The sequence below is a fragment of the Amycolatopsis sp. NPDC104819 genome, assembly GCF_055583145.1.
On record NZ_JBVJON010000007.1, the window covers coordinates 460148 to 484468 of the forward strand.

Genomic DNA, 24321 nt, shown 5'->3' on the forward strand with positions numbered 1-24321 from the left:
CCGCCGTCATCATGGAGCTGTGCGGATCACGGCCTGGTGGCGCGGTATCAGTCCACGGCGGCGCCTCCTGATGGGCGGGGTCGCCGTCGCGGCCGTGGTCGTGGTGGCCGCGACCGCCATCGCGACCTCCAGCGGCAGCGCGGCGCCCCGCAGCGGCACCCCGGACCAGGGCCGGCCGGGCCCGGTGCTGCTCGTCCCCGGGTACGGCGGCGGCCAGGGCGCGCTCAACGCCCTCGCCGAGCGGATCCGGCAGTCCACCGGCCGCACCGCCGAGGTGCTCACCCTGGCCGGCGACGGCACCGGTGACCTGGTCGAACAGGCCGCCGTCCTCGCCGACGCCGTCGAGCGGGCGTACGCGGGCGGAGCGCCGTCTGTCGACGTCGTCGGCTACTCCGCGGGTGGGGTCGTGGCGCGGCTGTGGGTCAGCCGGGACGGCGGTGACCACCAGGCCCGGCGGGTCGTCACGCTCGGCGCGCCGCTGCACGGCACCGGCCTGGCCGCCGCGGGCGGCGCGCTCGTCCCCGGCGCGTGCCCGACCGCCTGCGTCCAGCTGGCCCCGGGCAGCGCGCTGCTGCGGGAGCTCGACCGCGAGCCGATCCCGTCGACGCTGCCGTGGCTGTCGGTCTGGACCGAGCAGGACGAGACGGTCACCCCGCCGGAGTCGGCGCGGCTCGACGGCGCCGTCAACGTCTCGCTGCAGCAGATCTGCCCCGGGAACCAGGCCGCGCACGGCGACCTGCCGACCGATCCCGCCGTCACCGAGCTCGTCCTGCAGGCCCTCGGCACCAGCCCGCTCGAAGCTCCGTCGGACTGCGTCAGCTCGTGACGTCCTTCGTCGCGAAGTTCGCCCACGCCGCGCCGAAGAACACCACGATGTAACCGGCCTGCAGCAGCAGCCCGTGGTCGATGTTGCGCCACAGCACGGGATCCCGGAAGAAGTCGATCCACGACAGCCAGTAGTGCGTCGGCAGGTAGGGCTTCACGGACGCGGCCGCGTCCAGCGTCTCCAGCACCGAGCTCGTGATCAGCACGGCCAGCCCGCCCAGCGCGGCACCGAGTGCCGAGTCGGACACCGTGGACAGGAACACCGTGATCGCGGCGAACCCGAGCATCGACACCACGATGTAGCTCACCGCGCCGAGCAACCGCAGGCCGAGCGCGGACGAGCTGAGCGACTGCCCCGACAGCGACGTCACCCCGGTCGGCTGGCCGCCCGGCCCGGCGACCCCCGGGGTCCCGCCGGTGCCGAACAGGATCACGCCGAGCACCAGCGACGTCAGCACGACGATCACGATCGCCGCGGTCACGTACACCGCCAGCGCCACCATCTTCGCGCCCAGCAACCGGGTCCGGCCGACCGGCCGCACCAGCAGGTAGCGCAGGGTCCCGGTGGACGCCTCGCCGGCGATCGAGTCGCCCGCCGCCACCGCGACCGCGATCGGCAGGAACAGCGGCAGCACCAGCGCGAGCGCCGCGGCCGGGTACAGCGCGCCGTCGTTCACCACCGCCGAGAGGAACGCCCCGCCCTGCCCCGGCGGCGGCGCGAAGTCGGCCGTCGCCAGGAAGACCCCGACGATCGCGGGCAGCAGGCACAGCAGCAGCACGCTGAACCACACCCGCGGCCGCAGCACCAGCTTCCGCAGTTCGACCCCGATCACCCGGCCGCTCCGAACCGGTCCGAGCCCGGACCCGTCACGTCGAGGACGACCTGTTCGAGCGTCCGCTGTTCGGCGTGGATCGACGTCACGCGCACCCCCGCTTCGACGAGCAACGCGTTGAGCGCCGCCGGGTCGCCGTGCCGGATCACCAGGCGGTCGCCGTCGCGGGACTCGAGCTGGCCGTCGAGGACCGCCGCGGCCGCCGCCGGGTCCGGCGTGCCGACCAGCACCCGGCCGGTCGCCGCCCGCAGCGTCGCGAGGTCCTCCTCCAGCACGAGCCGGCCGCGGTCGACCACGCCGACGCGGGTGCACAGCTGCTCCACCTCGGCCAGCAGGTGGCTGGAGAGGAACACCGTCGTGCCGCCCGCGTTCAGCTCGACCAGCAGCTCCCGGATCTCCTTGATGCCCTGCGGGTCGAGGCCGTTGGTCGGCTCGTCCAGGATCAGCAGCCGCGGCCGCCGCAGCAGCGCGCCGGCGAGCCCGAGCCGCTGCCGCATGCCGAGCGAGTACGCCTTCACCGGCCGCTGGTCGACCCCGCCGAGGCCGACCTGCTCCAGCACCCCTTCGATCCGCTGCCGCCGGGTCCGCCGGGCGCCGCCGCGCCCGGCGGCGTCGAGCAGCGTCAGGTTGCGCCGCCCGGACAGGTGCGGGTACGCGGCCGGGCCCTCGACGAGCGCGCCGACCTGCGGCAGCACCTCGGCGACCCGCTTCGGCACCGGTTTCCCGAGCACCTCGATCTCGCCGCTGGTGGCGTAGACGAGCCCGAGCAGCATCCGGACCAGCGTCGTCTTGCCGGAGCCGTTGGGGCCGAGGAAGCCGTAGCGGTCGCCTTCGCGGACCTCCAGGTCGACCGCGTCGACGGCGACGGTCGCGCCGTAGCGCTTGGTCAAGCCGCGCGTGACGATCATCGGCCGCTCCGGCGCAGCCGGGACAGCTCGTCCGCGGCCGACCGCAGCACGTCCGCCGTCACCGACCCGGCCAGCAGGTACGACCGGCGCGAAACGGTCGAGCGGACGATCGCGAGCGACAGCGGGGTGATCGACAGCTGCACCACGGTCCCGCCGGGCAGCCTGACCTGCGTGCCACCGGCCTTCCCGGCGGCGTCGGCCGCCGCGATCGCCACGTTGCGCGGCACGGCGACCACCACGAAGGACGCCAGCCCGGCGCCGTAGAGCGCGGCGCCGACGATCCCGCCGAAGTCCGACGACGCGACGGACCGGCCGAGCAGCGTCCCGGGCAGCGGAACCTGGCTGAACGCGCCGAGCGTGTCCGAGATGTCCGGGGCGCTCGCCACGGTGAACCCGGAGCCGAGCACGGGCCGCGGGGCCTCGACGACCGGCGTCGTCTGCTCGAGCTGCTGGAACTCGCTGACCAGGATCGGCGCGTGCTGCCCGCGGGCGGTCACCTCGACCCGCACCGGCAGCCCGGTCACCGGGTCGGCCCAGACGTCCACCTGCCCGATCGTCGTGTCCGGGTCGGCGGGGGTGAGCCGCAGCCCGGACGCGGCGACGCCGGCGACGTTCCGCCCGGGCAGCGTGCTCACCGGGTCGTCCTTCGCCGCCTGGAAGATCCGCAGCGCGAGCGCGGGCGGCAGCAGGTCGGCGGCCCGCGGGAGCCGGACGGTCGGGTCGCCGATCAGCCTGGTCAGGGTGTTGTCGCCGTAGTCCCAGGTGTACTCGCCGTCGGGCAGCCGGTAGACGTCGTGCTCCCCGGCGGTGCCGAGGATGTCGACGCGGTAGCGGTCCGGGCCGGCGTACCACGCGCGCATCGGCGTCCGGCCGGAGAACAGCGCGGTGACCGGGGCGAGGTTCGGCAGCTCCGGCAGGGCCAGCGACCCGGCGCTTTCGGCGTAACCCTGGTAGGGCAGCCCACCGGAGGTCAGCACGAGAGCCCGCAGCCGCCCCGGGTCGACGGCGCCCCCGGCAGGGGAAAGCGCGGCAACGACGGACGGCACGGAAACGAGCACGGCGGCCACCACGGCGACGACCGCCCACCGGCGCCGCTTTTCGTGCCGCACCACCGAGGGCGTCATCCGGCATCACCTCTGCGTCCTTTGTACGCCATGGCACCGGCCCCGGCGCTACGGTCGAAGGGTGACGGCGCCCGTTCACGCTTCTGTCGCCCGGCCGGGCGCATCGCCAGGTCACGGCTCGGTCCGGAACACCACGGACCATGCCAACCCCCGGTTATCCTCACCGCAGCCGAAGAGGGAGAGGCGTGCGGTGACCGAAGAGCCCCGTAACCAAGCCGAGGAAATGATCGCCGAGGCCAAGAAAGCCCTCTGGGTGATGGTGGGCCTGCTGGCGGTGCTGTGGGCGGTCCAGATCGTCAACGCCCTCGACGGGTACGGCCTCAGCGGCCAGTTCGGCATCGAGGCACGCGACCCCACGTCGCTGCCGGAGATCTTCAGCGCGCCCTTCCTGCACCTCGGCTGGGACCACCTCGAAGCCAACTCCGGCCCGCTGTTCGTCTTCGGCTTCCTCGCGGCCTACCGCGGCGTGAAGAAGTGGCTGGGCGTGAGCCTGCTGATCGTCGTCGCGAGCGGGCTGGGCGTCTGGTTCGTCTCGCCGTCGACCTCGGTCACCGTCGGGGCGAGCGGCCTGGTGTTCGGCTACTTCGGCTACATCATCGTGCGCGGGCTGTTCGACCGGCACCCGATCGACATCGTGATCGGGCTGGTGATGGCGTTGTGCTTCGCCTACCAGTTCTCGTCGCTGCTGCCGGGCGACGAGCGGGTCAGCTGGCAGGGCCACATGTTCGGCTTCGTGGGCGGCATCGTCGGCGGCTGGGTCTTCCGCGACCGGCGGCCGAAGGCGGTCGCCGCCCCCGACGCGGCGACCACCCTGCTGCCCAAGGACCTCACCTAGGCGGTTCGAGCTCCGCGTCGACGACCACGCGGACGTAACGGCCGATGACCAGACGCGGCACGCGCATGCCGAGCGGCGCGCGGTCCAGCGTCCCCGTGGCGCGGAAGCCGTCGCCGGCCGGTTCGACGGTCAGCGTCAGCGGACACGACGTCCCACGCAGCGTCAGCTCGCCGTCGACCGCCCAGCCGGTGTCCGTGCGCCGGACACCGTTGGACGCGAACGTCATCGCCGGGCGCGCCTCGCTGTCGAGCAGGTTCGGCTTCCGCAGGTCGGCGTCGCGACGCGGGTTGCCGGTGTCGAGCGCGCCGAGGTCGAGCTCGGCCTGGACCGCGGTCACCTGGCCGCCGGTCACCTCGACGGTCCCGGTGCGGACCGGGATGGCGCCGCCCACGCGGTTGAAGCCGAAGTTGCGGACCTCGAACGCCGCCGTCGTCCGTCCACTTCGGACGGTCCAGGTCCCGGCGCGGAGCGCGGCCGCGGTGTGCGGGCTCATCGCGCACCCGCCGGGGCCGGCAGGGCCGCGTGCAGCACGCGGTGCAGGTCGACGCGGTCCGGGCCCGGCAGCAGCGCGGGGTCCTCACCCGGCAGCAGCTCGGTGGTCGAGATCGCCCGCTGCGTCGCCTCGATCGCCTCGATCGACGCCGCGAAGCCGACGACGACCAGCGCGCGGTCCTCGGCGATCAGGACGTAGGTCGCCCCGACCCCGTCGAGGTCGCGGACGGCGGGCCAGATCCGCTCACGGCCGGCACGCAGCTCGGCGGCCGACTGGTCGGCGCTGCGCGGACCGCCGAACCAGGTGATCTGGGCGACCGCGGCCGCGTCGGACACCGAGTGGACGTCGGCGACCCGGTAGACGCCGGTGTCGAGCCAGGTGGTCCCGGCGGGCCGCCGGGCCGCGGCTTCGGCGGCCGCCGCGGCGTCGGGCCAGAAGGCCACGACGGCGCCGGACAGCCCGCCGACCTGGGTGAGGGTGCAGGCGCCGAGCGCGCCTTGGGCGAGGTCCGCGCCCGGGTCGGTGCCCAGAGGCCCGAGCGGGACCCGGAACTGGTGGACGGTGGCGTGCATGACGTGCCCCTTTCCGCTGGTCATCGTGTGAGGACCACCTTCGGCGGCAACGGCGCCGCGAGCATCAGTGCCAGTACGGAGAACGGCACTGAACCCGGACACGCAGGGGATACTGCTCACGTGACGCGCAGCGAGCCGTTCGTCGGGCGGGCCGGTGCCGCGGCCGACCTGCGCGCGTGGCTCGCGGCGGCGGCCGGGGGCGCCGGTGCGCTGGTGCTCGTCGGCGGCCCGGCCGGGATCGGCAAGACCCGCCTGGTCGAGACGGTCACCGGCGCCACCGCCGTCTGGGGCCGCTGCGTCGACGACCCGGGCGCGCCGCCGCTGTGGCCGTGGCGGCGGGTGCTGCGGGCACTGCCGGAAGCCGGCGCCGAGGTCTCCCGCGCCCTCGCCGAGCTGGACGAGCACCGCGGCGCCGACCTGGTCGCGGCCCGGTTCCGGTTCGTCGCGCTGGCCGCCGACGCCCTGGTCGCCGCGGCCGAGCCGGCCGGCCTGGTCGTCGTCCTCGAAGACGTCCACTGGGCCGACGACGCTTCCCTGCGGCTGCTGCGGCACCTCGCGGGCGAGATCCGCCGGTCGCGGCTCGCCGTCGTCGCGACCCACCGGGACACCGAGTCGGCCGGCGCGCTCTTCGAAGCGCTGCCGGACCTGCTGGGCCGGCCGGGCACGGAAACCCTGCGCCTGGGCCCGCTCACCGAACCCGACGTCCGCGCGTACCTCGCCGAAGTCGGCCGGACCGGCGTCGACGTCCAAGACGCGCTGCGACGCTCCGGCGGCAACCCGCTCTACCTCAAGGCTGTCGCCCGGTCGTCGGCGACCGGCGGCGGGGAAGCCGAGCTGCGGCACCTCGTCCGCACCACGGTCTCCGGGCTCGACACGAACGCGCGGGAGCTGCTCGCCATCGCCTCGGTCGTCGGCGAGGAGGTCGACGCGCACGTCGTCGCCGAGGTCGCCGGGCAGCCGGTGGCCGACGTCGTCACCGCGCTCGACCGCGCCGTGCGCGCCGGGGTGCTGCTGCCCGCCGTCGCCGGGTCACGGCGGTTCGCTCACGCCGTCGTGCGCGACGGCATCTACGCCGATCTCGACCAGGGTGTCCGCGAAGACCTGCACGCCCGGACGGCGACGGCGCTGGAGCAGCGCCCCGATCCCGCGCTCGCCGGGGTGGTGGCGGGGCACTGGCTGCGGTCGGCGCCGACCCGGGACACGCTCACCCGCGCGGCGGACCGGGCCGAAGCCGCGGCGCGGGACGCCACCCGGTCGCTGGCCTTCACCGAAGCCGCCCGGTTCCTCGCGCTCGCCCTCGACTGCCGACGCCGGCTCGGCGGTGACCCGGCCGCCCTGCTCGTCGAGCTCGCGACCGCGGAGTACCGCGCGGGCCGGTTCGCGCGGAGCTTCGAGCACGCGCGCGAGGCCGCCGAACTGACGTCGGACCCGGCGCTGGTCGTCGCGGCGGCGCTGGTCGTGCGGGACACCTCCGCGCCCGACCTGCTGGCCGGGATGGCCGAGCTGACGGCGGCCGCGCTGACCGCGGCCGGCCCGGACGCGGACCCGGCGGTGCGGGCGAAGCTGCTCGCCCAGGCCGCCGCGGTCGCCGCCGACCACGGCAAGACCAGCGAGGCGGTCAAGACCGCCGACGAAGCACTGGCCCTCGCCGAGCTGTCCGGGGACGAAGAGGCGCGGATCGACGCCGTCCGAGCCCGGCTGAAGATCCGCCCGATGGAGCTGCCGCTGGCCGACCGGCTGCGGCTCGGCGCGCTCGCGGTGTCCCTCGGCGGCACCGGGCGGCCGCTGGTGGCGTTGTGGGGCCACAAGTGGCGGGTCGACGCGGCGTTCGAGGTCGGCACGATCCCGGTCGTGGACGACGAGCTCCGCGCGATTTCGGCGCTCGCGGCGTCAACCCGGCTGCCGCTCGTCCGCTGGCACGAGCTGCGGCTGCGGGCGTCGGTCGGCGCCTACCGCGGGGAGTTCGCCGACGCGCGCGAGCTGAACCGGCTCGCGGGGGAGCTCGCGACGGCGGAACTGGCCGAAGACCGCTCCACGATGGGACTGTCCTTCGCCTTCGCGCTCCAGCTGGCGCTGCTCGTCGGCGACCCGGCCGAGCTGCCCGAGGGGTACGAAGAGCTGCTCGCGATCGCGCCGCCGTTGCCGATCACGATCGTTTCGCGCCCGCTCTGCGCGCTGGTCGCCGGCCGGCGCGACGAGGCGCGGGCGGGGTACGACACCCTCCGGCCGCGGCTGCGCGACCCCGACTTCATCGGGCACTCACCGGGAATCGGACCGAACCTGCTGCCGCTGCTGGAGGAGTTCCGGGACCTCGAGACGGCGGAATGGCTCGCGAAGCAGCTGGCCGGCGAACCGCCGTTCGGCTCGGGCGGCGCGGGCACCTTCTGCGGCGACTGCTCCAGCAGCTCGGCCGCCCGGCTCGCCGCGCTCCTCGGCCGTCACGACGAAGCCGTGACGCTGTTCGAGGAGGCGATCGTGCTGGACGCGCGCCTCGGCGCCCGCCCGTACGTCGTCCACAACCGCGTCCGGCTGGCGGCGTCGCTGACGGCGCTGGGTGAGCCGGCGCGCGCGGAAACCCTGGCCCGGCAGGCGGCCGACGAGGCCCGGCGGCTCGGCATGCCCGGCTGGCTGCGCGACGCGACGGCGTTGCACGAAGGCGCCCGGAACGCGGCCGACCCGCTGACCGGGCGGGAGCGCGAGGTCGCGGTGCTGGTGGCCGCCGCGCTGAGCAACCGGCAGATCGCCCGCCGGCTGGTGCTTTCCGAGCGGACGGTCGAAAGCCATGTCCGCAGTGTGCTGGCCAAGCTGGGGCTGGCGAACCGGACCGAGGTCGCGGCCTGGGCGCACCGCCGCGGCCTCACGCCGGACTGAAGTCCAGCACGGCCCGCACGAACCGGTCCGGGTCGAAGTCCATCGCCTGGTGCGCCTGGCCGTGCAGCGGCACGACGCCGGCGCCGGGGATGCGCTCGGCCACCGCTTCGGCGGCGAGCCGCAGGTACTCTGGGCTTTCCGTGCCGGCGAGCAGCCGGACCGGGATCGTGATCCCGGCCGGCCGGTCGTCGAACACCATCGCCTCGACCACGGCCAGCTCACGCGGGATCGTCGGCGCCGCGGCGACCCGGGACGGCCAGGCCGGGGTCGCCCGCATCACCTCGACGTCGGCTGCGGAGAGCTGCAGCGTCTCCCGCAGGAAGATCTCGAAGATCTCTTCGGGACCGGTGGCCGCCGCCATGCGCTCACGCGCGTCCGGCCCGACCACGAACTCCCCGGCTTCGGCCGCGGCGGCTCGTAGGCCAGCAGCCGGCTGACCGCGCCGGTGAGCTGGACGGCTTCCAGCGCGCAGAGGGCGCCGTAGGAGTGCGCGATCAGGTAGACGTCTCCCCCGGCGGCCTCGGCGACGGCGGCGATGTCCTGCCCCTCGCGCCGGATGTCGTAGGCGCCGGCCTCGTCGCGGCTGAGGCCCCGGCCGCGGCGGTCGACGAGGTGCAGCCGAAACCTCCGGGCCGGCTGCTCGCGGACCGCCGTCCAGCGGTGGTGGTCGGCGCCGGTGCCGTGGACAAGAACCATCGGCGGACCGGATCGGCAACTCCCGCACAGCCGCTGTGAGGTCTCTGTGGATCCGGCTCCACACGCTGCCGGGACGCCGTCGTTGTGGTGCTCTGGAGGGGTGGCGATCAAGTACTGGCGGCCCGCGCTCGCGGCCGCGACGGGCGTGCTGGTGGTGACGGCCGGCCTCGTCCTGGGCACGAACACCACGGCCGACGACGCCTACGCCGCGGGCACGCCCGCTCCGGCCACTCCGGCCACTTCGCCCGCGCCGGCCGCGGTTGCGAAAACCGCCACCCCGGTCGGCGCGTTGTTCGCGGACGGGAGCCATTTCTGCACGGCGAGCGTCGTCCATTCAGGAACCGGTGATCTGGTGTTGACCGCGGCCCACTGCGTCAAGGACGGGATGGCTTTCGCGCCGGGATATCACGACGGCGTCGCGCCTTATGGAATGTGGACGGTCACCGACGTCGCCGTCGCTCCCGGATGGACGGCTTCGGCCGATCCCGACCTGGATTTTGCGTTCCTCACCGTTCAACAGCCCGGAAACCCGGCTTCGCTGGAAAGCCTCACCGGCGCGAACGTGCTCGGCACCGGCCGCGGGTTCACGCACCGCATCACCCTGACGGGCTACCCCGACACCACCGACAAACCGGTGGTCTGCCAAGGGGACACCACGCAGTCCGACACGTTCCAGCAACGCGTCGCCTGCCCCGGGTTCCCCGACGGCACCAGCGGCGGCCCGTGGGTGACCGACGGCGCGGTCGTCGGGGTCATCGGCGGTTACGAACTCGGCGGCGACACCCCGGACGTCTCCTACAGCGCCTACTTCGACGACGACATCGCGAAGCTGTACGCGTCCGTCAACGGCTGAAAACGCGAACCGGGCCCGTGTCCCTGGCGGAGGACACGGGCCCGGTTCACCTCTCGCGAACCCTCAGCAGGACACGATGAGCCCGGTGAACGCCGAGCACTTCTTCGAAGCGCTGTCGTTGGCGCTGGTGGGATCCGCCGGCGTGCTGGCCGTCCGCTGCACCGTAGTGACGTACGAGCCCATGGCGAGCAGGCCGCCGTTGAGGGAGAACTTGGCCGTGGCCGAAGCCCCGCTCGCCAGCGAAGCGACGTCGCAGTTCAGCGTCCGGGTGCTGCCCACGCGGGTGCAGCCGGTCGCGCTGCCGAACGACAGACCCGACGGATACGTTGCCACGACACGGATCCCGCCGGCCGCGGACGGGCCGTTGTTCGTCACGGTGAGCGTGTAGTCGAACCGCGCGTTCAGCCCGCCGTGCCCGACGGCGCCGAGGGCGACCTTGACGTCGGCGGCCGTGGTCGACTGGCCGATGGTGATCACCGGGCCGTCGGTGCTCGTGAAGGCGTAGTTGTCACCGACGAACTGGTGGCGCAGCGTGAACTGGCCCGGCGCCGCGGTTTCCTTGACCCGCAAGGTGAACGTGGCCGTCCTGGTCCCGCCCGGCTCGACGTTGCCGACCGGCGCGCGGTAGCTGCCGTCGTAGGTGTAGCAGTCCGCCGTCGTGTCGACGCACTCCACCAGGTCGGCGAGGTCGGTGAGCGGGGTCGGTCTCGCGGAGATCGCCGCTTTCCCGCCTTCGACCGCGTAATCGAGTTCGTTGTAAAGGGTTTCGGTGACCGTGAAGGTCTGGCCGGGCAGCACCGTGGTGGCGCTGACCTCGACCGAACTGGGAGGCGGCGCCGCCTCCGCGGCGGGCGCCACCGCGAGGAAAGCCGTGGCCATCGCGGCCACCGAGGACAGGATCGTGGTCCGTCGCCAGCTTCGTTGCATAGTCGTGATCTCGCTGTTCCGTCCGGGGAATGGCGCTCTGACAGATGTTCCGTTTGTCTCGTTGCACAGCCGACGTTGATCAGTCGTCGCGCTCCCGGAATTCGTTACCGCCATCCGGCGGTGCCGCGGAACCGCCGTCAGGACGGACGCCAGCGGCCGTTCATCTCACCCGGGCGCGGCGGCGGACCCGGCAGTTCTTCACCTTTTCCCGCGGCCAGGCCTTCGAGGAGCAGGGCGAGGTAGCGGCGCCGAAGCTGCGCGGTGCGCTCCGGGTCGTCGACGCGGATCGCCGCGCAGCACTCGAGGATCATGCCGAGGTCTTCGGTGACGGCGTCCGCGCGCAGCCGGCCGGATTCCCGCGCCCGCTCGAAGAGGCGCGCGGACAGCTTGCCGGCGTGGCGGGCGTCGTCGCCCATCTCGGCCGTCGGGGTGAACGTGCCGGCGAGGTGGACGGTCAGGGAGTGCACGTCGGCGTCGACGACCCGGCGGAGGAAGCCGGTCAGCGCCGTCCAGCCGTCCGGCTCCTCGGCGGCGCCCTCGGCTTCGGCGATGTACTTGCGGAGCCCGTCGTGGCAGAGCCGGCAGAGCAGGAACTCCTTGCTCGGGTACCGGCGGTAGAGCGCGCTGATCCCGACGCCCGCGCGCTCGGCGACGTGCGAGATCGGGGCCTTCGGGTCGACGAGGAAGACCTCGCGGGCGGCGTCGAGGATGACGACGTCGTTGCGGGCGGCCTGGCCGCGGCGGCCGGGCAGGGCTGTCTCGGGCATGTTCGGGAGATTACCACTGGAACGGATCGTTCCGCTCTGCTACAGTCGGAACGAAGCATTCCGTTCCAGTCCGAGGAGCTCATCATGACGGTCCCCGCCCTCCGCCCGTTCCGCGCCGAGGTCCCCCAGTCCGCTCTCGACGACCTGCGCGGCCGCCTCGAGCGCGCCCTCTGGCCGGACGACCTGCCCGCCGCGTACGGCGTGACGAACGAGCGGGTCCGCGCGCTGGCCGAGTACTGGCTGGAGAAGTTCGACTGGCGGGCCTTCGAGGCGCGGCTGAACGCGTACCCGCAGTTCGTCACGGAGATCGACGGCGAGACCATCCACTTCCTGCACGTCCGCTCGTCGCGGCCGGACGCGACGCCGCTGGTGCTGACGCACGGCTGGCCGGGGTCGGTGGCGGAGTACCTCGACGTGATCGGCCCGCTGACCGAGCCGGAGTCGGCCGAGGCGCCGGCGTTCCACCTGGTCGTCCCGTCGCTGCCGGGCTTCGGGTTCTCGGGCCCGACGAAGTCGGCGGGCTGGGACAAGTACCGCACGGCGGCGGCGTGGGCCGAGCTGATGAGCCGGCTGGGGTACGAGTCGTACGGCGCGGTCGGCAACGACGCGGGGTCGATGATCTCGCCCGAGCTCGGCCGGATCGCGCCGGAGAAGGTCGTCGGGGTGCACGTCACGCAGCTGTTCTCGTTCCCGTCGGGCGACCCGGCCGAGATGGCGGACCTGAGCGAGGCCGACCAGGCGGCGCTCGCGCACCTGCAGTGGTTCTACGAGAACATGTTCTCGTTCAACCAGCTGCACAGCCAGCAGCCGCACACGCTGGCGTTCGCACTGGCCGACTCGCCGCTGGGCCTGCTGGCGTGGAACGCGCAGCTGTTCGGCGAGCACCTGGACGCGGACTTCGTCCTGGCGAACGTGGCGCTGTACTGGCTGACGGGCACGGCGGGCTCGTCGATCCGCTTCTACTACGAGGACGCGCACACGGCGTCCCACCCGACGGAGCCGACCACGGTCCCGACGGCCCTGGCGATGTTCAAGGGCGACTTCCAGTCGATCCGCCGGTTCGCCGACCGCGACCACACGAACATCGTCAGCTGGAACGCGTACGAAGCCGGAGCGGGCTCGGCCGGCCCCCGAGACGCGGCGGGCCACTACGCGGCGCACGAGGCCCCGGAGATCCTGGTGGCGGACATCCGAGGGTTCTTCGCAAGCCTGAGCGCGCCGTCGTGGCCGCTGCTGGCGTCGGCCCACGCGGCCCTGCGCACAGCGGTGGCGGGGGTCCAGGACTGGACGGCGCCCACCCCGTGCGACGCGTGGAACGTGACCCAGGTCCTCCAGCACGCGGCAGGCGACCAGCTGGGCTACGCGGCATTCATCACGGGCTCGGGCGGCCCCGACTTCGACCCGTTCTCCCCGTCGGGCGCCCTCGATGTCTCGGCATCGGCGTTCCTGGAGCCGACTTTGACGGCGTCGGCAGCGGCCTTCGCAACGGTGTCACGGTCGGCGACGGAGGTCCCGACCCCGCTGCCCCAGGGAGCCCTCCCGGCCGAGGTGGCGGTAGGAGCGGCGGCATTGGACGCGGCGGTCCACGCATGGGACATCGCGGTGGCGACGGGCCAGGTTTCCCCGCTGACGGAGGCGATGGCGGCGGAGCTGTTGCCGGTGGCAAGGGAGCTGGCCGAGCCGCTGCGCGGCTTCGCCTACGCGGCGGCGTTGGAGGGCCCGGCTGAGGACAGCGCGGTCTCGACGCTGCTGCGGTACTTGGGCCGCAACCCCCAGTGGACGGCTTGAGGTCTGGTGTTTCGCTGGGGTCTTCCCCGTGGGTTCGCACCACTGGGCCACGGGGTTCCCCGCCGGGGTTCTCTCCCGTGGGTTCGTACCACCGGGCCCCCGGGGTTCCCCGCCGGGGTTCTCTCCCGTGGGTTCGTACCACCGGGCCCGCTCCCACCGGGTTCCTCGCCGGGGTTCCCTCCGCCAGTCTGCTCTGCCGGGCAAGCCCACGCGGGGCTCCCCGCCCGGGCGAGCCCTCCGGGTTGCGGCACCGGGCCTGCCCCGGCGGGGAGGCCGGGTGGAGCAAGCCCCCGCGGGCTCTCTCTGCCAGATTTCTCCGCCGGGCTTGCTTCGCCGGATCTCGCCCACGGAATTTCTCCACCGGGCTCTCCACTGGGACTTCTCCTCCGGATTCGTTCCACTGGGCCCGCCGACTCCGGGCCTGCACCACCCGGGTTGCCCACCGGGCCCTCCCCCGTCGGACTTGCCCCACCGGGACCTCCCACCTCAGAGTTGCCCCGCCGGGCTCGCCCCACCGGATCGCCCCACCGGGACCTCCCACCTCGGAGTTGCCCCACCGGATCGCCCCAGCGGGACCTCCCACCCCGGAGGTGCCCGCCGGGCTCGCCCCACCGGGACCTCCCACCCCGAGCTTGCCCACCGGAGCTGCCCAGCCCGGGCCACCCCGTAGGGATCTCACCGCCGAGGTTCCTCCCGTCGACCCTCTCCACCGGGGGTCTCTCCGCCGGGCTTGTTCCACCGGGCCTCACCGCCGACCCGGGACCTCTCCGGCGAAGTTCCTCCGCCAGGGTTCCTCCGCGAGGTTGTCCGCCGATAGTGCTTCACCGGCCCTCCTCCCCCTCGGGCTTCTCCGCCGTGGTCTCTCCGTCCGAGTCTTTCCACCGGGCCCTCCCGCCCTGGGGGCGCCCCACCGGGGTTGCCCGCCCAGGCCCCCCATTGGGCCCCCACCGGGGGTTGCCTCGCCCACGCTTGCCCACCGGGATCCCACCGCCCAATCCCTCCGCCGGGGAGCCGCGTTCGCGGCTCCCCGGCTCTCGCGATAGCCCCGACACTCGACCCACCAGCCCCAGCACAAATCCTCACCCACAGCGGCAACGCTCCACCGCCCTTGCACAACTTCCGCCAGCCCCCCGCCCCGCACGATCCACTGTGGACAACCCAAGACCGACGACTGGGTACGGTGTCCCGCATGACACGAAAGGCGGCCCCTCACCAACCAACCGCCCAGGAGCACCGATGACCGAACCGGCCTTCCTCGAGATCGCCTGGACCGACCCGGTCACCGCCTGCCGCGGTTACCTCGTGATCGACCGCCTGGTCCGCGGAGTCGCCAGCGGCGGCCTCCGGATGCGCCGCGGCTGCACGCTCTTCGAAGTCCGCGGCCTCGCCCGCGGCATGACCCTCAAAGAAGCCCTCAACTACGACCCCCACGGCCGCTACATCCCCCTCGGCGGCGCCAAGGGCGGCATCGACTTCGACCCCTACGACGACCGCGCCCGGGATGTGGTCGCGCGGTTCCTTCATGCCATGCGGCCGCTGATCGAGCGGTACTGGACCATGGGCGAAGACCTCGGCCTGCGCCAGGACGTCATCGACGGCATCATCACCGAAATCGGCCTGCTCAGCTCCGTCCAGGCCGTCTACCCGCTGCTCGAAGACCGCGAAGAAGCGACCGGACGGCTCGCCGACGCCTTCCGGATCGAGGTCGGCGGCCTGGGGCTCGACGAGCTGGTCGGCGGCCTAGGCGTCGCCCAAGCCACCCTAACCGGCCTCGAACAACTCGGCCTGAGCAACGAGAACCGGGTGGTCGTCCAGGGCTTCGGTTCGATGGGCGGGGCCACCGCCCGGTTCCTCGCCGAGGCCGGGCTGAAGGTCGTCGGGGTCTCGGACGTCCGTGGTGTCGTCACCAACCCCGCCGGCCTGGACGTCGAGAACCTGCTTCGGCACCGTGACCGCTTCGGCGGCATCGACCGCGACAACCTCAAGCCCGGTGACGAGCTGCTCCCGCCGGAAGCCTGGCTCGACGTCGAGGCCGAGGTGCTCGTGCCGGCCGCCATCTCTTACTGCGTCGACGCCGACAACCAGGCCAAGATCGGCGCGAAGCTCATCGTCGAGGCCGCGAACCTGCCCGTCACCGCGGAGGCCGAGGAGCTGCTCGACGCCCGGGGCATCCGGGTCGTGCCGGACTTCGTCGCCAACTCGGCGACCAACTCCTGGTGGTGGTGGACGCTCTTCGGGGACGTCGGAGCGGACGCCGACGAGGCCTTCGACAAGGTCCGGACCCGAATGAAAGACCTGGTCAGCGGCATGTTCGACCACGCCACTCGCGACCACGTCAGCCTCCGGGCCGCCGCCCTGCGGCTCTCGGAGCAGAACCTCGAAGCCATCCAGGACCGGTACGGGGAACGAACCGGCGACCGAGATAGTTGAACGCTCTATGAAACTCGGCATCTACAGCTTCGGCGACCGCGCGCCGGACCCGCGCACCGGCGAGCAACCCAGCGTCGCCACCACCCTGGCCAACACCCTCGAACGCATCAAGCTCGCCGACGAGCTCGGCCTGTCCTTCTACGGCCTCGGCGAGCACCACCTCGACCAGTACGCGATCTCCAACCCGGGCACCGTGCTGGCCGCCGCCGCGAGCCTGACCAGCCGGATCACGCTCAGCTCCGCCGTCACCGTGCTGAGCACCGAGGACCCCGTCCGCGTCTACCAGCAGTTCACCACGCTCGACCAGCTCAGCCACGGCCGCGCCGAGCTGCTCGCCGGGCGCGGCTCGTTCACCGAGTCGTTCCCGCTCTTCGGCAACGACCTCGGCGACTACGACGAGCTGTTCGAAGAGAAGCTCGCCCTGCTGCTGCGCATCGACCGCGAAGACCCGCTGACCTGGTCCGGCAAGTTCCGGCCGCCGCTGGAGAACGCGCGGATCCTGCCCCGGCCCTACCACCGGCGGCTGCGCATCTCGATCGGCACCGGCGGCAACCCCGAGTCGTCGATCCGCGCGGGGCTGCTGGGCCTGCCGGTGGTGTACGCCGTGATCGGTGGACGTCCCGAGCGCTTCGCCCCGCTGGTCGACCTCTACCGCCAGGCGGGCGAAGCCGGCGAACACACCAAGGAAGACTTGCACGTCACCATGGGCGCCATCGGGTTCCTCGCCGAGAACTCCCAGGACGCGAAGGAGAAGTTCTACCCGTACTGGCTCGAAACGATGAAGTACGGCGCGAAGGCCCGCGGCTGGGCGGTCCCGACCCGCGCGGAGTACGACCAGTACACCGACGGCGCGCAGGCGCTGTTCGTCGGCAGCCCGCAGGAGATCGCCGACCGGCTGGTCACCGTCGGCAAGCTCACCGGCGCCGACCGGTACGCGCTGCAGATGGACTGGTCGGGCGTGCCGCACAAGGACGTCATGCGGGCCATCGAGCTGCTCGGCACCGAGGTGCTCCCGCTGGTGGAAAAGGAGTTCTAGACGTCGTTCGCGGCGATGTAGCCGAACGTCATCGCCGGGCCGATGGTCGAGCCGGCGCCGGCGTAGCTGTGGCCCATCACGGCCGCGCTCGCGTTGCCGGCCGCGTACAGGCCGGGGATCACCGAACCGTCCGGGCGCAGCACGCGCGCCCGGGCGTCCGTCCGCATGCCGCCCTTCGTGCCGAGGTCGCCGGGGACGATCTTGAACGCGTAGAACGGCGGCGCCCACAGCGGCGCCAGGCAGGAGTTGGGCAGCACCAACGGGTCCGTGTAGTAGTGGTCGTACGCACTCGCACCGCGCCGGTAGTCGCGGTCGGTTCCGGTCCAGGCGAAGCCGTTGAACCGGTCCACAGTGGACTTCAGCGCGGCCGCCGGCACGCCGATCTTCGCGCCCAGGTCCTGGATGCTCGACGCCTTGAAGACGGCGCCGGCCGCGTACCAGGCGTCCGGGAACGGCAGCAGTGGCAGGATGTCGCGGAACAGGTACTTGTTCCGGTAGTTCTGGTCGACGACCAGCCACGCCGGGATGTCGTTCTTGTCGTACATCGTGTGCACGACGTCGCTGTAGGGCGCGGCTTCGTTGACGAACCGCTGCCCGGCCTGGTTCACGATCAGGCCGCCGGGCAGAGTGCGCTCGGCGAGGCAGAAGTACGGGTCACCCGGGGTCGGGATCGCCGGGCCCCACCAGGCATCGTCCATCAGGTCGAGCGCCGCGCCCGCGCGCTGGCCGGCCCGGTGGCCGTCACCGGTGTTCTCCTTGGCCCCGACCGTCCAGTCGGTGCCGATCGGCTGCCGTTGGTACTGCGCGCGCATCGCGGCGTTGTGCTCGAAGCCGCCCGAGCCGACGATCACCCCGCGCCGGGCGCGCACGAGCCCCTGCGGCACCAGAACCCCGGTGACAGCGCCGTTTTCGACGTTCAGGTCGAGCAACGGCGTGTTCAGCCACACCGGCACGTTCGCCCGTTGCAGCCCGGCCCGCAGCCCCGCGGCCAGCGCCTGACCCATGGTGAGCGGCTTCTGCCCGGCGAGCGCGGCGGCCGTGCCGCGCGCGAGGCAGGTGGCGGCGACCGCGGCGCCCTTGGCGTTCACCGCGGCCAGGTTCAGCCACTTGTAGTCGGCGCTGAAGACGACCAGCCCGGGCGGCGCCGCGAGGTAAGCCGGGTTGAGGTTCGCCAGCTCGCCACCGAGCAGGTTGCCGTCGAACTGGTCGGGCTCGATGGACCGCCCGTTCGGCAGGCCGCCCGGCAGCTCCGGGTAGTAGTCGCTGTAGCCCTCCATCCAGCGGAAGCGCAGCGGGCTGTTCGCCATCACGGACGCGATCATCGCGGGGCCGTTGCGCAGGAAGGCTTCCTGGCGCGCGGCGGGGACGTCCGGGCCGACCACGGCGGCGAGGTACTGCGCGGCCTTCGCCGGGGTGTCCGGCACCCCGGCGGCGAGCAGCACCGGGTTGTTCGGGATCCAGATGCCGGCGCCGGAGCGGGCCGCGGAGCCGCCGAACGTGGGCGCCTTCTCGACCACGACGACGCTCAGCCCGCGGGCGGCCGCCGTCAGCGCCGCGGTCATCCCGGCCGCGCCCGAGCCGACGACCACGACGTCGTACTCGCCCAGCAGCGGCGCGGCGCCCGCGGACGGCGCCGCCGTGAGCCCGGACGTCACGGCGATGCCCACGCCCGCCGCGGTGCCGCGCAGGACCTGGCGGCGGGTCAGATCGGTTCCCATGGCGGACATCGTGTCGGCACCCCGGCAAAACTGGAACCTGTTCTACCCGCTTGGAGCAGCTCGGTAGGCCACTGGTCCGAACCCGTGACGCCGTTCGCCACGCAAGTTGACGCTTCCCTCATCTTTTGGATAACTTGAGCTCAGTCTCAAGTTCTCTCGAGGAGGTTCTCTTGTCCCCTGTGATCGCCGTCCTGGGCGTCGGGCCCGGGCTCGGCCTGTCGATCGCCCGCCGGTTCGGCCGCGAAGGCTTCACGGTGGCGCTGGTCTCGCGGTCCAGCTCGCGGCACGCGGCGTACCGCGAGTCGCTGTCCGGGATCACCACGCACACCTACGCGGCCGACGTCACCGACAAAACCCAGCTGGACGCGGTCCTCGACCGGATCAGGACGGACGCGGGCGAGCTCGACACCGTCTACTTCGGACCGGCCGACATGGCGGTCGGCGCTGCCATGGCGCCCCTGCCCGAAGCCGGCGTCGAGAACCTGCGGGTGCCGTTCGAGTCGATCGTGCTGCCCGCGGCGCAGCTCACCCAGGCCGTGCTGCCCCGGATGCTGGCACGCGGCGGCGGGTCGCTCCTGTTCGCCGGCGGCCTCAGCGGCAAGTACCCGATGCCGCTGCTCGGCAGCTTCGCCCCGGCCTCGGCGGCGCTGCGCATGTACGTCCTGACGCTCAACGAGGCCCTGCGCGAGACCGGCGTCTACGCGGGCGCGCTGACCATCGGCGGGCTCATCGAAGGCGGGGACATCCACCGGATGTTCCTCGAGCAGGACCAGGGTTTCGTCCCCGGCACCCTCGATCCCGACACGATCGCCGAGCGGGCCTGGACCCTGCACGTCGAACGTGACGAAGCCGAGGCGGAATTTGTCGGGGTCACCGCCTAACCTGGGGATCATGTTCACCCCGGGGGATCGTCACCTGCTCCGCGAAGCCCTCGTCGAGGCGGCCCGGTCCGACGAGCGGGTCACCGGCGCCGCGCTCACCGGCTCGGCCGCGCTCGACGCCGAGGACGAGTGGTCCGACATCGACCTCGCGTTCGCGGTCACCGGCGAGCCCGAGCCGGTGCTCGCGGACTTCACCACGCGGATGTACCGCGAACACGAGGCCGTGCACCACATGGACGTCGTGTTCGAGCGGACGGTGTTCCGCGTGTTCCTGCTGGCGAACACTTTGCAGGTCGACCTGGCGTTCTGGCCGGAAGCGGACTTCGGCGCGACCACGCCGAAGTTCCGGCTGCTGTTCGGGACCGCGCGGGACCGCCCGCAGTCGCCGCCGGCGGACCCGCGGCGGCTGGTCGACCTGGCCTGGCTGCACGCGTTGCACGCGCGGTCGAGCATCGAACGCGGCCGTGGCTGGCAGGCCGAGTACATGATCGGCCGCGTCCGGGAGCACACGCTGGCGCTGGCGTGCGTCCGCCACGGCTTGCCCGCGGTCGAGGGCCGCGGGCTCGACCGGCTCCCGGCCGAGGTCACCCGGCCGTTCGAGGCGACCCTCGTCCGCGGGCTCGACGATCTCCGCGGTCCTTTCGGGGCGGTCACGGAGCTCTTCATCGGCGAGATCGAGCTGGTCGACGTCGACCTGGCTCGTCGCTTGACGCCGCTGCTGCGCGAGCTTTCCTAAGCCAGGTAAGCAAGTTCCGGGTGCGCGGCGGCGTAGGCGGCCAGCAGCCGTCGCGCCACCGGCACCGAGCCGACCAGCGGGTGCAGGGCGAACGCCCGCAACGCCGCCTCGCGCGAACCCGTGGTCGCCGCTTCGATCGTCGCCCGCTCGACGGCCTTGACCGCGGTCACCAGGCCCAGCGCGTGGCCGGGCAGGGGCGCGGCGGCGAGCGGCCGGGCGCCGTTCGAGCCGACGACGCAGGGGACCTCGACCACGGCGTCCGATGGCAGGCCCGGGAGCGCGGATCCATTGCGGACGTTGAGGATCAGCGTGGTGCGTTCGCCGCGCGCGAGGGCGCGCATCAGCGCCAGCGCGACCTTTTCGTAGCCGCCGCCTTCGAGGTCGTCTCGCTCACCTTCGCGCGTCTCGGCCATGTACGTCGCTTCGCGCTCCAGGCGCGTGCGCTCCCACGACGTCAACGAAGGTTCGGCGTAGAACCCGCGTTGCTGCTCCAGCAACTGGGCGCCGCGCGACTCCGCGCCGCCTTCGCGGGCGAAGTAGTAATAGTGCAGGTATTCGTTCGGGAAGGCGCCGAGCACACGCAGCCAGTCCGCGCCGAAGAGCTTGCCCTCCTCGAACGACTCGCACGCGACCGTGTCGGCGAGCAGCCGGGGCAGGAAGTCCTCCCCGGCGACCCGGACCGCGCGCAGCCAGCCCAGGTGGTTGAGGCCCGCGTAGTCGAACTCCGCGGTCGCCGGGTCGATCCCGAGGGCGCGGGCGACCCGGCGGCACAGCCCGACCGGCGAGTCGCAGATGCCGATCACGCGGCCGCCGAGCTCCGCGGCCATCGCCTCGGTGACCATCCCGGCGGGGTTGGTGAAGTTGATGACCCACGCGCGGGGCGCGAGCTCCCGGATCGTCCGCGCGAGGGCGAGCGCGACCGGGACCGTCCGCAGCCCGTAGGCGATGCCGCCCGCGCCGACGGTTTCCTGGCCCAGCACGCCTTCCGCGTGCGCGATCCGCTCGTCGAGTCGCCGGCCGTGCAGCCCGCCGACCCGGACGGCCGAGAACACGAAGTCCACATCGGACAGTGCTTCGGCGAGGTCGGTGGTCGTGCGCACGCGCGGCGCGTCCGCCGCTCCGGCCGCCTGCTCGGCGAGCACCCGCTCGATGGCGGCGAGCCGTCCGGCGTCGACGTCGTGCAGGACCAGCTCGGTGACGTCACCGCCGGCCAGCAGCGCGCCGTGCACCAACGGCACGCGGAACCCGCCGCCACCGAGGATCGTGAGCCTCACCGCAGCACCTCGACGCCGGCCTCGCCCAGCGCCGCGCACGTCGGCCCGTCGGCTCCGGCGCTGGTGACGACCACGTCGAGCGCGTCCGGCCCGCAGACCTTGGCCAGGCCGGTGCCGGGGAACTTGCCCGCGTCGGCGAGCAGCACGACCCGGTCGGCGGCGGCGACCATCGCCCGTTTCACCGGCACCTCGACCACCGTCGAGTCCATCACCTGTCCGTCGTTGCGGACACCGCTCGCGCCAAGGAAAACCGTGTCGGCGTGCACCTGGCGCAGCGCGTCCTCGGTCAGGAATCCCACCATCGAGTGATAGCTGCGCCGCACAACACCGCCGAGCAGGACCAGCTGGACGTCGTCGGCGTCCTTCAGCTCCTCGTAGACGGCGAGGCTGCTGGTGATCACGGTGAGCGCGCGGTCGCGCAGGTGCCGCGCCAGCCGGTGCGCGGTCGTGCCGATGTCGAGGAGCACGGTCTCGCCGTCCCCGACCAGGCTCGCCGCGCGCCGGGCGACGGCGTCCTTCTCCTCGGCGCGCTCGGCGGCCACGCGGGCGAACGGCTCGTCGTCCTCGGCCGCCGCCATCGCCCCGCCGTAGACGCGGGTCAGGCGGCCTTCGCGGTCGAGCTGCACCAGGTCGCGCCGCACGGTGGCCGGGCTGACCCCGAGCCGCTCCGCGAGCGCGCCGACGGGCACCGGCCCGTCCGCGCGGAGGGCCCGCAGGATCAGCTCGTGGCGACGCTGGGGCAGCATCCGGCGACCATAGCAGTCAAACTCGCTCACCTCACGGGCGACTTTGAGCGGGTCTTGCGCATTTTGCGCATCTGAAGCACGCTCGTGCGCACCCATGCGCGATTCGTGGAGGCGCCCGTGACCGCTGAGCCCGCACCCGAGATCGACGTCTTCCTGTCCGGTCTGCTGTTCTTCGACCTGGTGTTCACCGGGCTCGAACAACCGCCGGCGCCGGGCACGGAGGTGTGGACGGGCGGCATGGGCTCGGGGCCGGGCGGCATCGCGAACTTCGCGGTGGCGCTGAGCCGGCTCGGCCTCCGGACGTCACTGGCGGCCGCGTTCGGCACCGACGTCTACGGGCGTTATTGCTGGGACGTGCTGGCCCGGCAGGAGCGCATCGATCTTTCGCGGTCACGGCAGTTCCCGGAGTGGCACTCCCCCGTGACGGTGTCGCTCGCCTACGCCGGCGACCGCGCGATGGTCACCCACGGCCACCCGCCGCCCGTGCCCGTCGCGGAGCTGGCCGGGTCCCCGCCGACGAGCCGGGCGACGGTCGCGCACATCGGGCTCGACACCGCCGAGTGGGTCCACGCGGCGCACCAGAACGGCAGCCTGGTGTTCGCCGACGTCGGCTGGGACCCGTCGGAGGCCTGGTCGCCGGCGTTGCTGGAGCAGCTGGCGTGCTGCCACGCGTTCCTGCCGAACGACGTCGAGGCGATGCGCTACACCCGCACCGGCACGCCCGAAGCGGCGTTGTCGGCCCTGGCTGAGCTGGTCCCGATCGCGGTGATCACCCGCGGCGGCGACGGAGTCCTGGCGGTGGACGGCATCACCGGCGAGACGGCGGCCGTCCCGGCCCTGCCGGTGGAGGTCCTCGACGCGACGGGCGCGGGCGACGTCTTCGGCGCGGGGTTCGTCGCGGCCACCCTGACGGGCTGGCCCCTGGCCGAGCGCCTGCGGTTCGCGTGCCTCACGGCCAGCCTGTCGGTCCAGCACTTCGGCGGCGCGCTGGCCGCGCCCGGCTGGCACGAGATAGCGGAGTGGCACGCACGCAACCGCCGTCCGGACTACGACTTCCTCGACGACGTCCTCCCAGCGGAGACCATCGCGGCGATCACCCGCCGAGGCCCGGTGACGCTGGGCTTCGGCGAGGACAACTGGCACTGATGCGCGCCCACCGCTACACGGCATCCGGCCTCCGGACCTCCCTACTGACGGTCCCCGGCGCGGTGGGCGCGGAAGCGGTCGGGCTCCGGCCGATCGGCGAGGTGATGGGCTGCGTCGTGACCCGCTCGGAGGACCTGACGTCAAGCATGCGCACCGGCTACGCGACGGCGCTGGACCGCCTTCGTACGGAGGCCAGATCTCTCGGCGCGGACGGCGTCCTGGCGATCAGCTGCACGGCAACCCACCCGCGCCGGACGATCCAGGAGTTCGTCGCCCTCGGCACGGCAGTCCGCGCGAGCCGTGGCCTGCGTCCGGAAGAGCCGTTCACGACGGGGTTGTCGGGTCCGGAGGTGGCGAAGCTCCTGCTGTCGGGTTGGGTCCCGGTGAGGTTGGCGATAGGTATCCACGGCGGCGAGGTGTACGACATCGCGATGACGGACCGCCCGGGTCGGGAGGCGGCGGCCCCGACGGAGCTGGTGACGAGGGTGAGGGCGGCGGCCCGCGAGGAGTTCGCGGCGGCGGTTCGGGTGTCCGGCGCGGATGGCGGGTTGGTGTCGTCGACAACGTTGCGAGCGTGGGCTCTGGGCCGGACGGGAGCGGCGGCAGTGGCGGGAGTGTTCGGCACGGCGATCGCCCGGTGCGGCGATGGTCGGGCGGGGGTTAGTGCGGTGGTGGCGGTGGATGGCGGACTGCCGGGCGGAGGGCGTTGACGAGGGGCGCTGCCGACTACGCGATCGCCTGTCGGTGTGGCGGCTCGCGGCCCAACCACCCGGTGCCTGCTGCCCTTGCGCGGCTCGGCGGCCGCCTGGCCGCGCGGCCGCCGAAAGTTCGCCGCTGCTGGCCAGCGGGCGAGCCGGTCGGC

Annotated in this window: 23 protein-coding genes; 11 read left to right on the top strand and 12 right to left on the bottom strand. The window is 73.1% G+C overall.

The features are described from left to right. The first annotated feature begins 19 nt into the window (after window positions 1–19). Complete coding sequence (locus ACZ63E_RS24545) at window positions 20–826, top strand: esterase/lipase family protein (protein ID WP_465338437.1); 807 nt, start codon at window positions 20–22, stop codon at window positions 824–826. Here the strand turns inward: ACZ63E_RS24545 and ACZ63E_RS24550 are convergent. From ACZ63E_RS24550 to ACZ63E_RS24560, 3 genes are read right to left on the bottom strand one after another with little or no spacing between them, the layout of a single operon-like run. Continuing rightward, window positions 816–1658, bottom strand: a complete 843-nt coding sequence (locus tag ACZ63E_RS24550) for an ABC transporter permease (protein WP_465311598.1) — start codon at window positions 1656–1658, stop codon at window positions 816–818. The two genes, ACZ63E_RS24545 and ACZ63E_RS24550, sit on opposite strands and share 11 nt — an antisense overlap. Next, entirely contained in the window at window positions 1655–2566 is a 912-nt protein-coding gene (locus ACZ63E_RS24555; protein WP_465338438.1) for an ABC transporter ATP-binding protein, read from the bottom strand. Before ACZ63E_RS24555 ends, ACZ63E_RS24550 begins: the two co-directional genes overlap by 4 nt. After that, window positions 2563–3690: a hypothetical protein gene (locus ACZ63E_RS24560; protein ID WP_465338439.1), complete on the bottom strand. Its 1128-nt coding sequence runs from the start codon at window positions 3688–3690 to the stop codon at window positions 2563–2565. Before ACZ63E_RS24560 ends, ACZ63E_RS24555 begins: the two co-directional genes overlap by 4 nt. Before the next feature lie 190 nt (window positions 3691–3880). Here ACZ63E_RS24560 and ACZ63E_RS24565 point away from each other — a divergent pair, with 190 nt between their 5' ends. Further along, window positions 3881–4525: a rhomboid family intramembrane serine protease gene (locus ACZ63E_RS24565; RefSeq protein ID WP_465338440.1), complete on the top strand. Its 645-nt coding sequence runs from the start codon at window positions 3881–3883 to the stop codon at window positions 4523–4525. On the opposite strand, the gene ACZ63E_RS24570 is transcribed toward ACZ63E_RS24565, so the two are convergent. Together ACZ63E_RS24570 and ACZ63E_RS24575 are read right to left on the bottom strand one after the other, a co-directional pair. After that, window positions 4518–5018 carry a YceI family protein gene (locus ACZ63E_RS24570; protein ID WP_465338441.1) on the bottom strand — a complete coding sequence of 167 codons (501 nt, stop codon included), beginning with the start codon at window positions 5016–5018 and terminating at the stop codon, window positions 4518–4520. The genes ACZ63E_RS24565 and ACZ63E_RS24570 overlap by 8 nt on opposite strands. Continuing rightward, window positions 5015–5614, bottom strand: coding sequence for a hypothetical protein (locus ACZ63E_RS24575; protein WP_465338442.1), 600 nt, complete (start codon window positions 5612–5614; stop codon window positions 5015–5017). Before ACZ63E_RS24575 ends, ACZ63E_RS24570 begins: the two co-directional genes overlap by 4 nt. Before the next feature lie 96 nt (window positions 5615–5710). Here ACZ63E_RS24575 and ACZ63E_RS24580 point away from each other — a divergent pair, with 96 nt between their 5' ends. Then, entirely contained in the window at window positions 5711–8461 is a 2751-nt protein-coding gene (locus ACZ63E_RS24580) for an ATP-binding protein (RefSeq protein ID WP_465338443.1), read from the top strand. Here ACZ63E_RS24580 and ACZ63E_RS24585 read toward each other — a convergent pair. After that, window positions 8448–8822, bottom strand: coding sequence for an alpha/beta fold hydrolase (locus ACZ63E_RS24585; protein ID WP_465338444.1), 375 nt, complete (start codon window positions 8820–8822; stop codon window positions 8448–8450). The two genes, ACZ63E_RS24580 and ACZ63E_RS24585, sit on opposite strands and share 14 nt — an antisense overlap. Further along, a complete protein-coding gene (locus ACZ63E_RS24590) occupies window positions 8738–9157 on the bottom strand; it encodes an alpha/beta fold hydrolase (RefSeq protein ID WP_465338445.1) in 420 nt (139 codons plus the stop codon). The genes ACZ63E_RS24585 and ACZ63E_RS24590 overlap by 85 nt, the downstream gene beginning before the upstream one ends. Window positions 9158–9257: 100 nt before the next feature. On the opposite strand from ACZ63E_RS24590, the gene ACZ63E_RS24595 reads away from it, so the two are divergent. Beyond that, entirely contained in the window at window positions 9258–10010 is a 753-nt protein-coding gene (locus tag ACZ63E_RS24595; RefSeq protein ID WP_465338446.1) for a trypsin-like serine peptidase, read from the top strand. Window positions 10011–10073: 63 nt separating this feature from the next. On the opposite strand, the gene ACZ63E_RS24600 is transcribed toward ACZ63E_RS24595, so the two are convergent. Beyond that, window positions 10074–10898 (bottom strand): hypothetical protein, encoded by an 825-nt coding sequence (locus ACZ63E_RS24600; protein ID WP_465338587.1) that lies wholly within the window; start codon window positions 10896–10898, stop codon window positions 10074–10076. Between the two features lie 176 nt (window positions 10899–11074). Continuing rightward, window positions 11075–11704, bottom strand: coding sequence for a TetR/AcrR family transcriptional regulator (locus ACZ63E_RS24605; RefSeq protein WP_465338447.1), 630 nt, complete (start codon window positions 11702–11704; stop codon window positions 11075–11077). Between the two features lie 84 nt (window positions 11705–11788). On the opposite strand from ACZ63E_RS24605, the gene ACZ63E_RS24610 reads away from it, so the two are divergent. The 3 genes from ACZ63E_RS24610 (at window position 11789) to ACZ63E_RS24620 (ending at window position 16958) form a co-directional block, all read left to right on the top strand. Continuing rightward, on the top strand, window positions 11789–13492 hold the full coding sequence (locus ACZ63E_RS24610) for a TIGR03086 family metal-binding protein (protein ID WP_465338448.1): 1704 nt from the start codon (window positions 11789–11791) through the stop codon (window positions 13490–13492). 1236 nt (window positions 13493–14728) lie between these two features. Continuing rightward, window positions 14729–15922, top strand: coding sequence for a Glu/Leu/Phe/Val family dehydrogenase (locus ACZ63E_RS24615; protein WP_465338449.1), 1194 nt, complete (start codon window positions 14729–14731; stop codon window positions 15920–15922). A 7-nt stretch (window positions 15923–15929) separates the two neighbouring features. After that, window positions 15930–16958: an LLM class flavin-dependent oxidoreductase gene (locus ACZ63E_RS24620; protein WP_465338450.1), complete on the top strand. Its 1029-nt coding sequence runs from the start codon at window positions 15930–15932 to the stop codon at window positions 16956–16958. On the opposite strand, the gene kstD is transcribed toward ACZ63E_RS24620, so the two are convergent. Then, a complete protein-coding gene (kstD, locus tag ACZ63E_RS24625) occupies window positions 16955–18676 on the bottom strand; it encodes a 3-oxosteroid 1-dehydrogenase (RefSeq protein WP_465338451.1) in 1722 nt (573 codons plus the stop codon). The genes ACZ63E_RS24620 and kstD overlap by 4 nt on opposite strands. 179 nt (window positions 18677–18855) lie before the next feature. Here kstD and ACZ63E_RS24630 point away from each other — a divergent pair, with 179 nt between their 5' ends. Continuing rightward, complete coding sequence (locus tag ACZ63E_RS24630; RefSeq protein ID WP_465338588.1) at window positions 18856–19557, top strand: SDR family oxidoreductase; 702 nt, start codon at window positions 18856–18858, stop codon at window positions 19555–19557. Window positions 19558–19567: 10 nt separating this feature from the next. Next, complete coding sequence (locus ACZ63E_RS24635; RefSeq protein ID WP_465338452.1) at window positions 19568–20293, top strand: nucleotidyltransferase domain-containing protein; 726 nt, start codon at window positions 19568–19570, stop codon at window positions 20291–20293. Here the strand turns inward: ACZ63E_RS24635 and ACZ63E_RS24640 are convergent. Further along, window positions 20290–21567 carry a 6-phospho-beta-glucosidase gene (locus ACZ63E_RS24640; protein WP_465338453.1) on the bottom strand — a complete coding sequence of 426 codons (1278 nt, stop codon included), beginning with the start codon at window positions 21565–21567 and terminating at the stop codon, window positions 20290–20292. The two genes, ACZ63E_RS24635 and ACZ63E_RS24640, sit on opposite strands and share 4 nt — an antisense overlap. Further along, a complete protein-coding gene (locus ACZ63E_RS24645) occupies window positions 21564–22313 on the bottom strand; it encodes a DeoR/GlpR family DNA-binding transcription regulator (protein ID WP_465338454.1) in 750 nt (249 codons plus the stop codon). Before ACZ63E_RS24645 ends, ACZ63E_RS24640 begins: the two co-directional genes overlap by 4 nt. Window positions 22314–22430: 117 nt before the next feature. Between ACZ63E_RS24645 and ACZ63E_RS24650 the strand changes: the two genes are divergently transcribed. Together ACZ63E_RS24650 and ACZ63E_RS24655 are read left to right on the top strand one after the other, a co-directional pair. Beyond that, on the top strand, window positions 22431–23459 hold the full coding sequence (locus ACZ63E_RS24650; RefSeq protein ID WP_465338455.1) for a carbohydrate kinase family protein: 1029 nt from the start codon (window positions 22431–22433) through the stop codon (window positions 23457–23459). Further along, the gene (locus ACZ63E_RS24655; protein WP_465338456.1) at window positions 23459–24169 is read left to right on the top strand and encodes a heavy metal-binding domain-containing protein; all 711 of its coding nucleotides are present in this window, start codon (window positions 23459–23461) and stop codon (window positions 24167–24169) included. Before ACZ63E_RS24650 ends, ACZ63E_RS24655 begins: the two co-directional genes overlap by 1 nt. Window positions 24170–24321 lie beyond the last annotated feature (152 nt).

Coding starts and splice junctions, on each gene's coding strand:
- ACZ63E_RS24555 (WP_465338438.1), bottom strand. CDS start 2,566: ATGATCGTCACGCGCGGCTTGACCAAGCGCTACGGCGCGACCGTCGCC.
- ACZ63E_RS24560 (WP_465338439.1), bottom strand. CDS start 3,690: ATGACGCCCTCGGTGGTGCGGCACGAAAAGCGGCGCCGGTGGGCGGTC.
- ACZ63E_RS24570 (WP_465338441.1), bottom strand. CDS start 5,018: ATGAGCCCGCACACCGCGGCCGCGCTCCGCGCCGGGACCTGGACCGTC.
- ACZ63E_RS24575 (WP_465338442.1), bottom strand. CDS start 5,614: ATGACCAGCGGAAAGGGGCACGTCATGCACGCCACCGTCCACCAGTTC.
- ACZ63E_RS24585 (WP_465338444.1), bottom strand. CDS start 8,822: ATGGCGGCGGCCACCGGTCCCGAAGAGATCTTCGAGATCTTCCTGCGG.
- ACZ63E_RS24590 (WP_465338445.1), bottom strand. CDS start 9,157: ATGGTTCTTGTCCACGGCACCGGCGCCGACCACCACCGCTGGACGGCG.
- ACZ63E_RS24605 (WP_465338447.1), bottom strand. CDS start 11,704: ATGCCCGAGACAGCCCTGCCCGGCCGCCGCGGCCAGGCCGCCCGCAAC.
- ACZ63E_RS24610 (WP_465338448.1), top strand. CDS start 11,789: ATGACGGTCCCCGCCCTCCGCCCGTTCCGCGCCGAGGTCCCCCAGTCC.
- ACZ63E_RS24615 (WP_465338449.1), top strand. CDS start 14,729: ATGACCGAACCGGCCTTCCTCGAGATCGCCTGGACCGACCCGGTCACC.
- ACZ63E_RS24620 (WP_465338450.1), top strand. CDS start 15,930: ATGAAACTCGGCATCTACAGCTTCGGCGACCGCGCGCCGGACCCGCGC.
- kstD (WP_465338451.1), bottom strand. CDS start 18,676: ATGGGAACCGATCTGACCCGCCGCCAGGTCCTGCGCGGCACCGCGGCG.
- ACZ63E_RS24635 (WP_465338452.1), top strand. CDS start 19,568: ATGTTCACCCCGGGGGATCGTCACCTGCTCCGCGAAGCCCTCGTCGAG.
- ACZ63E_RS24645 (WP_465338454.1), bottom strand. CDS start 22,313: ATGCTGCCCCAGCGTCGCCACGAGCTGATCCTGCGGGCCCTCCGCGCG.
- ACZ63E_RS24655 (WP_465338456.1), top strand. CDS start 23,459: ATGCGCGCCCACCGCTACACGGCATCCGGCCTCCGGACCTCCCTACTG.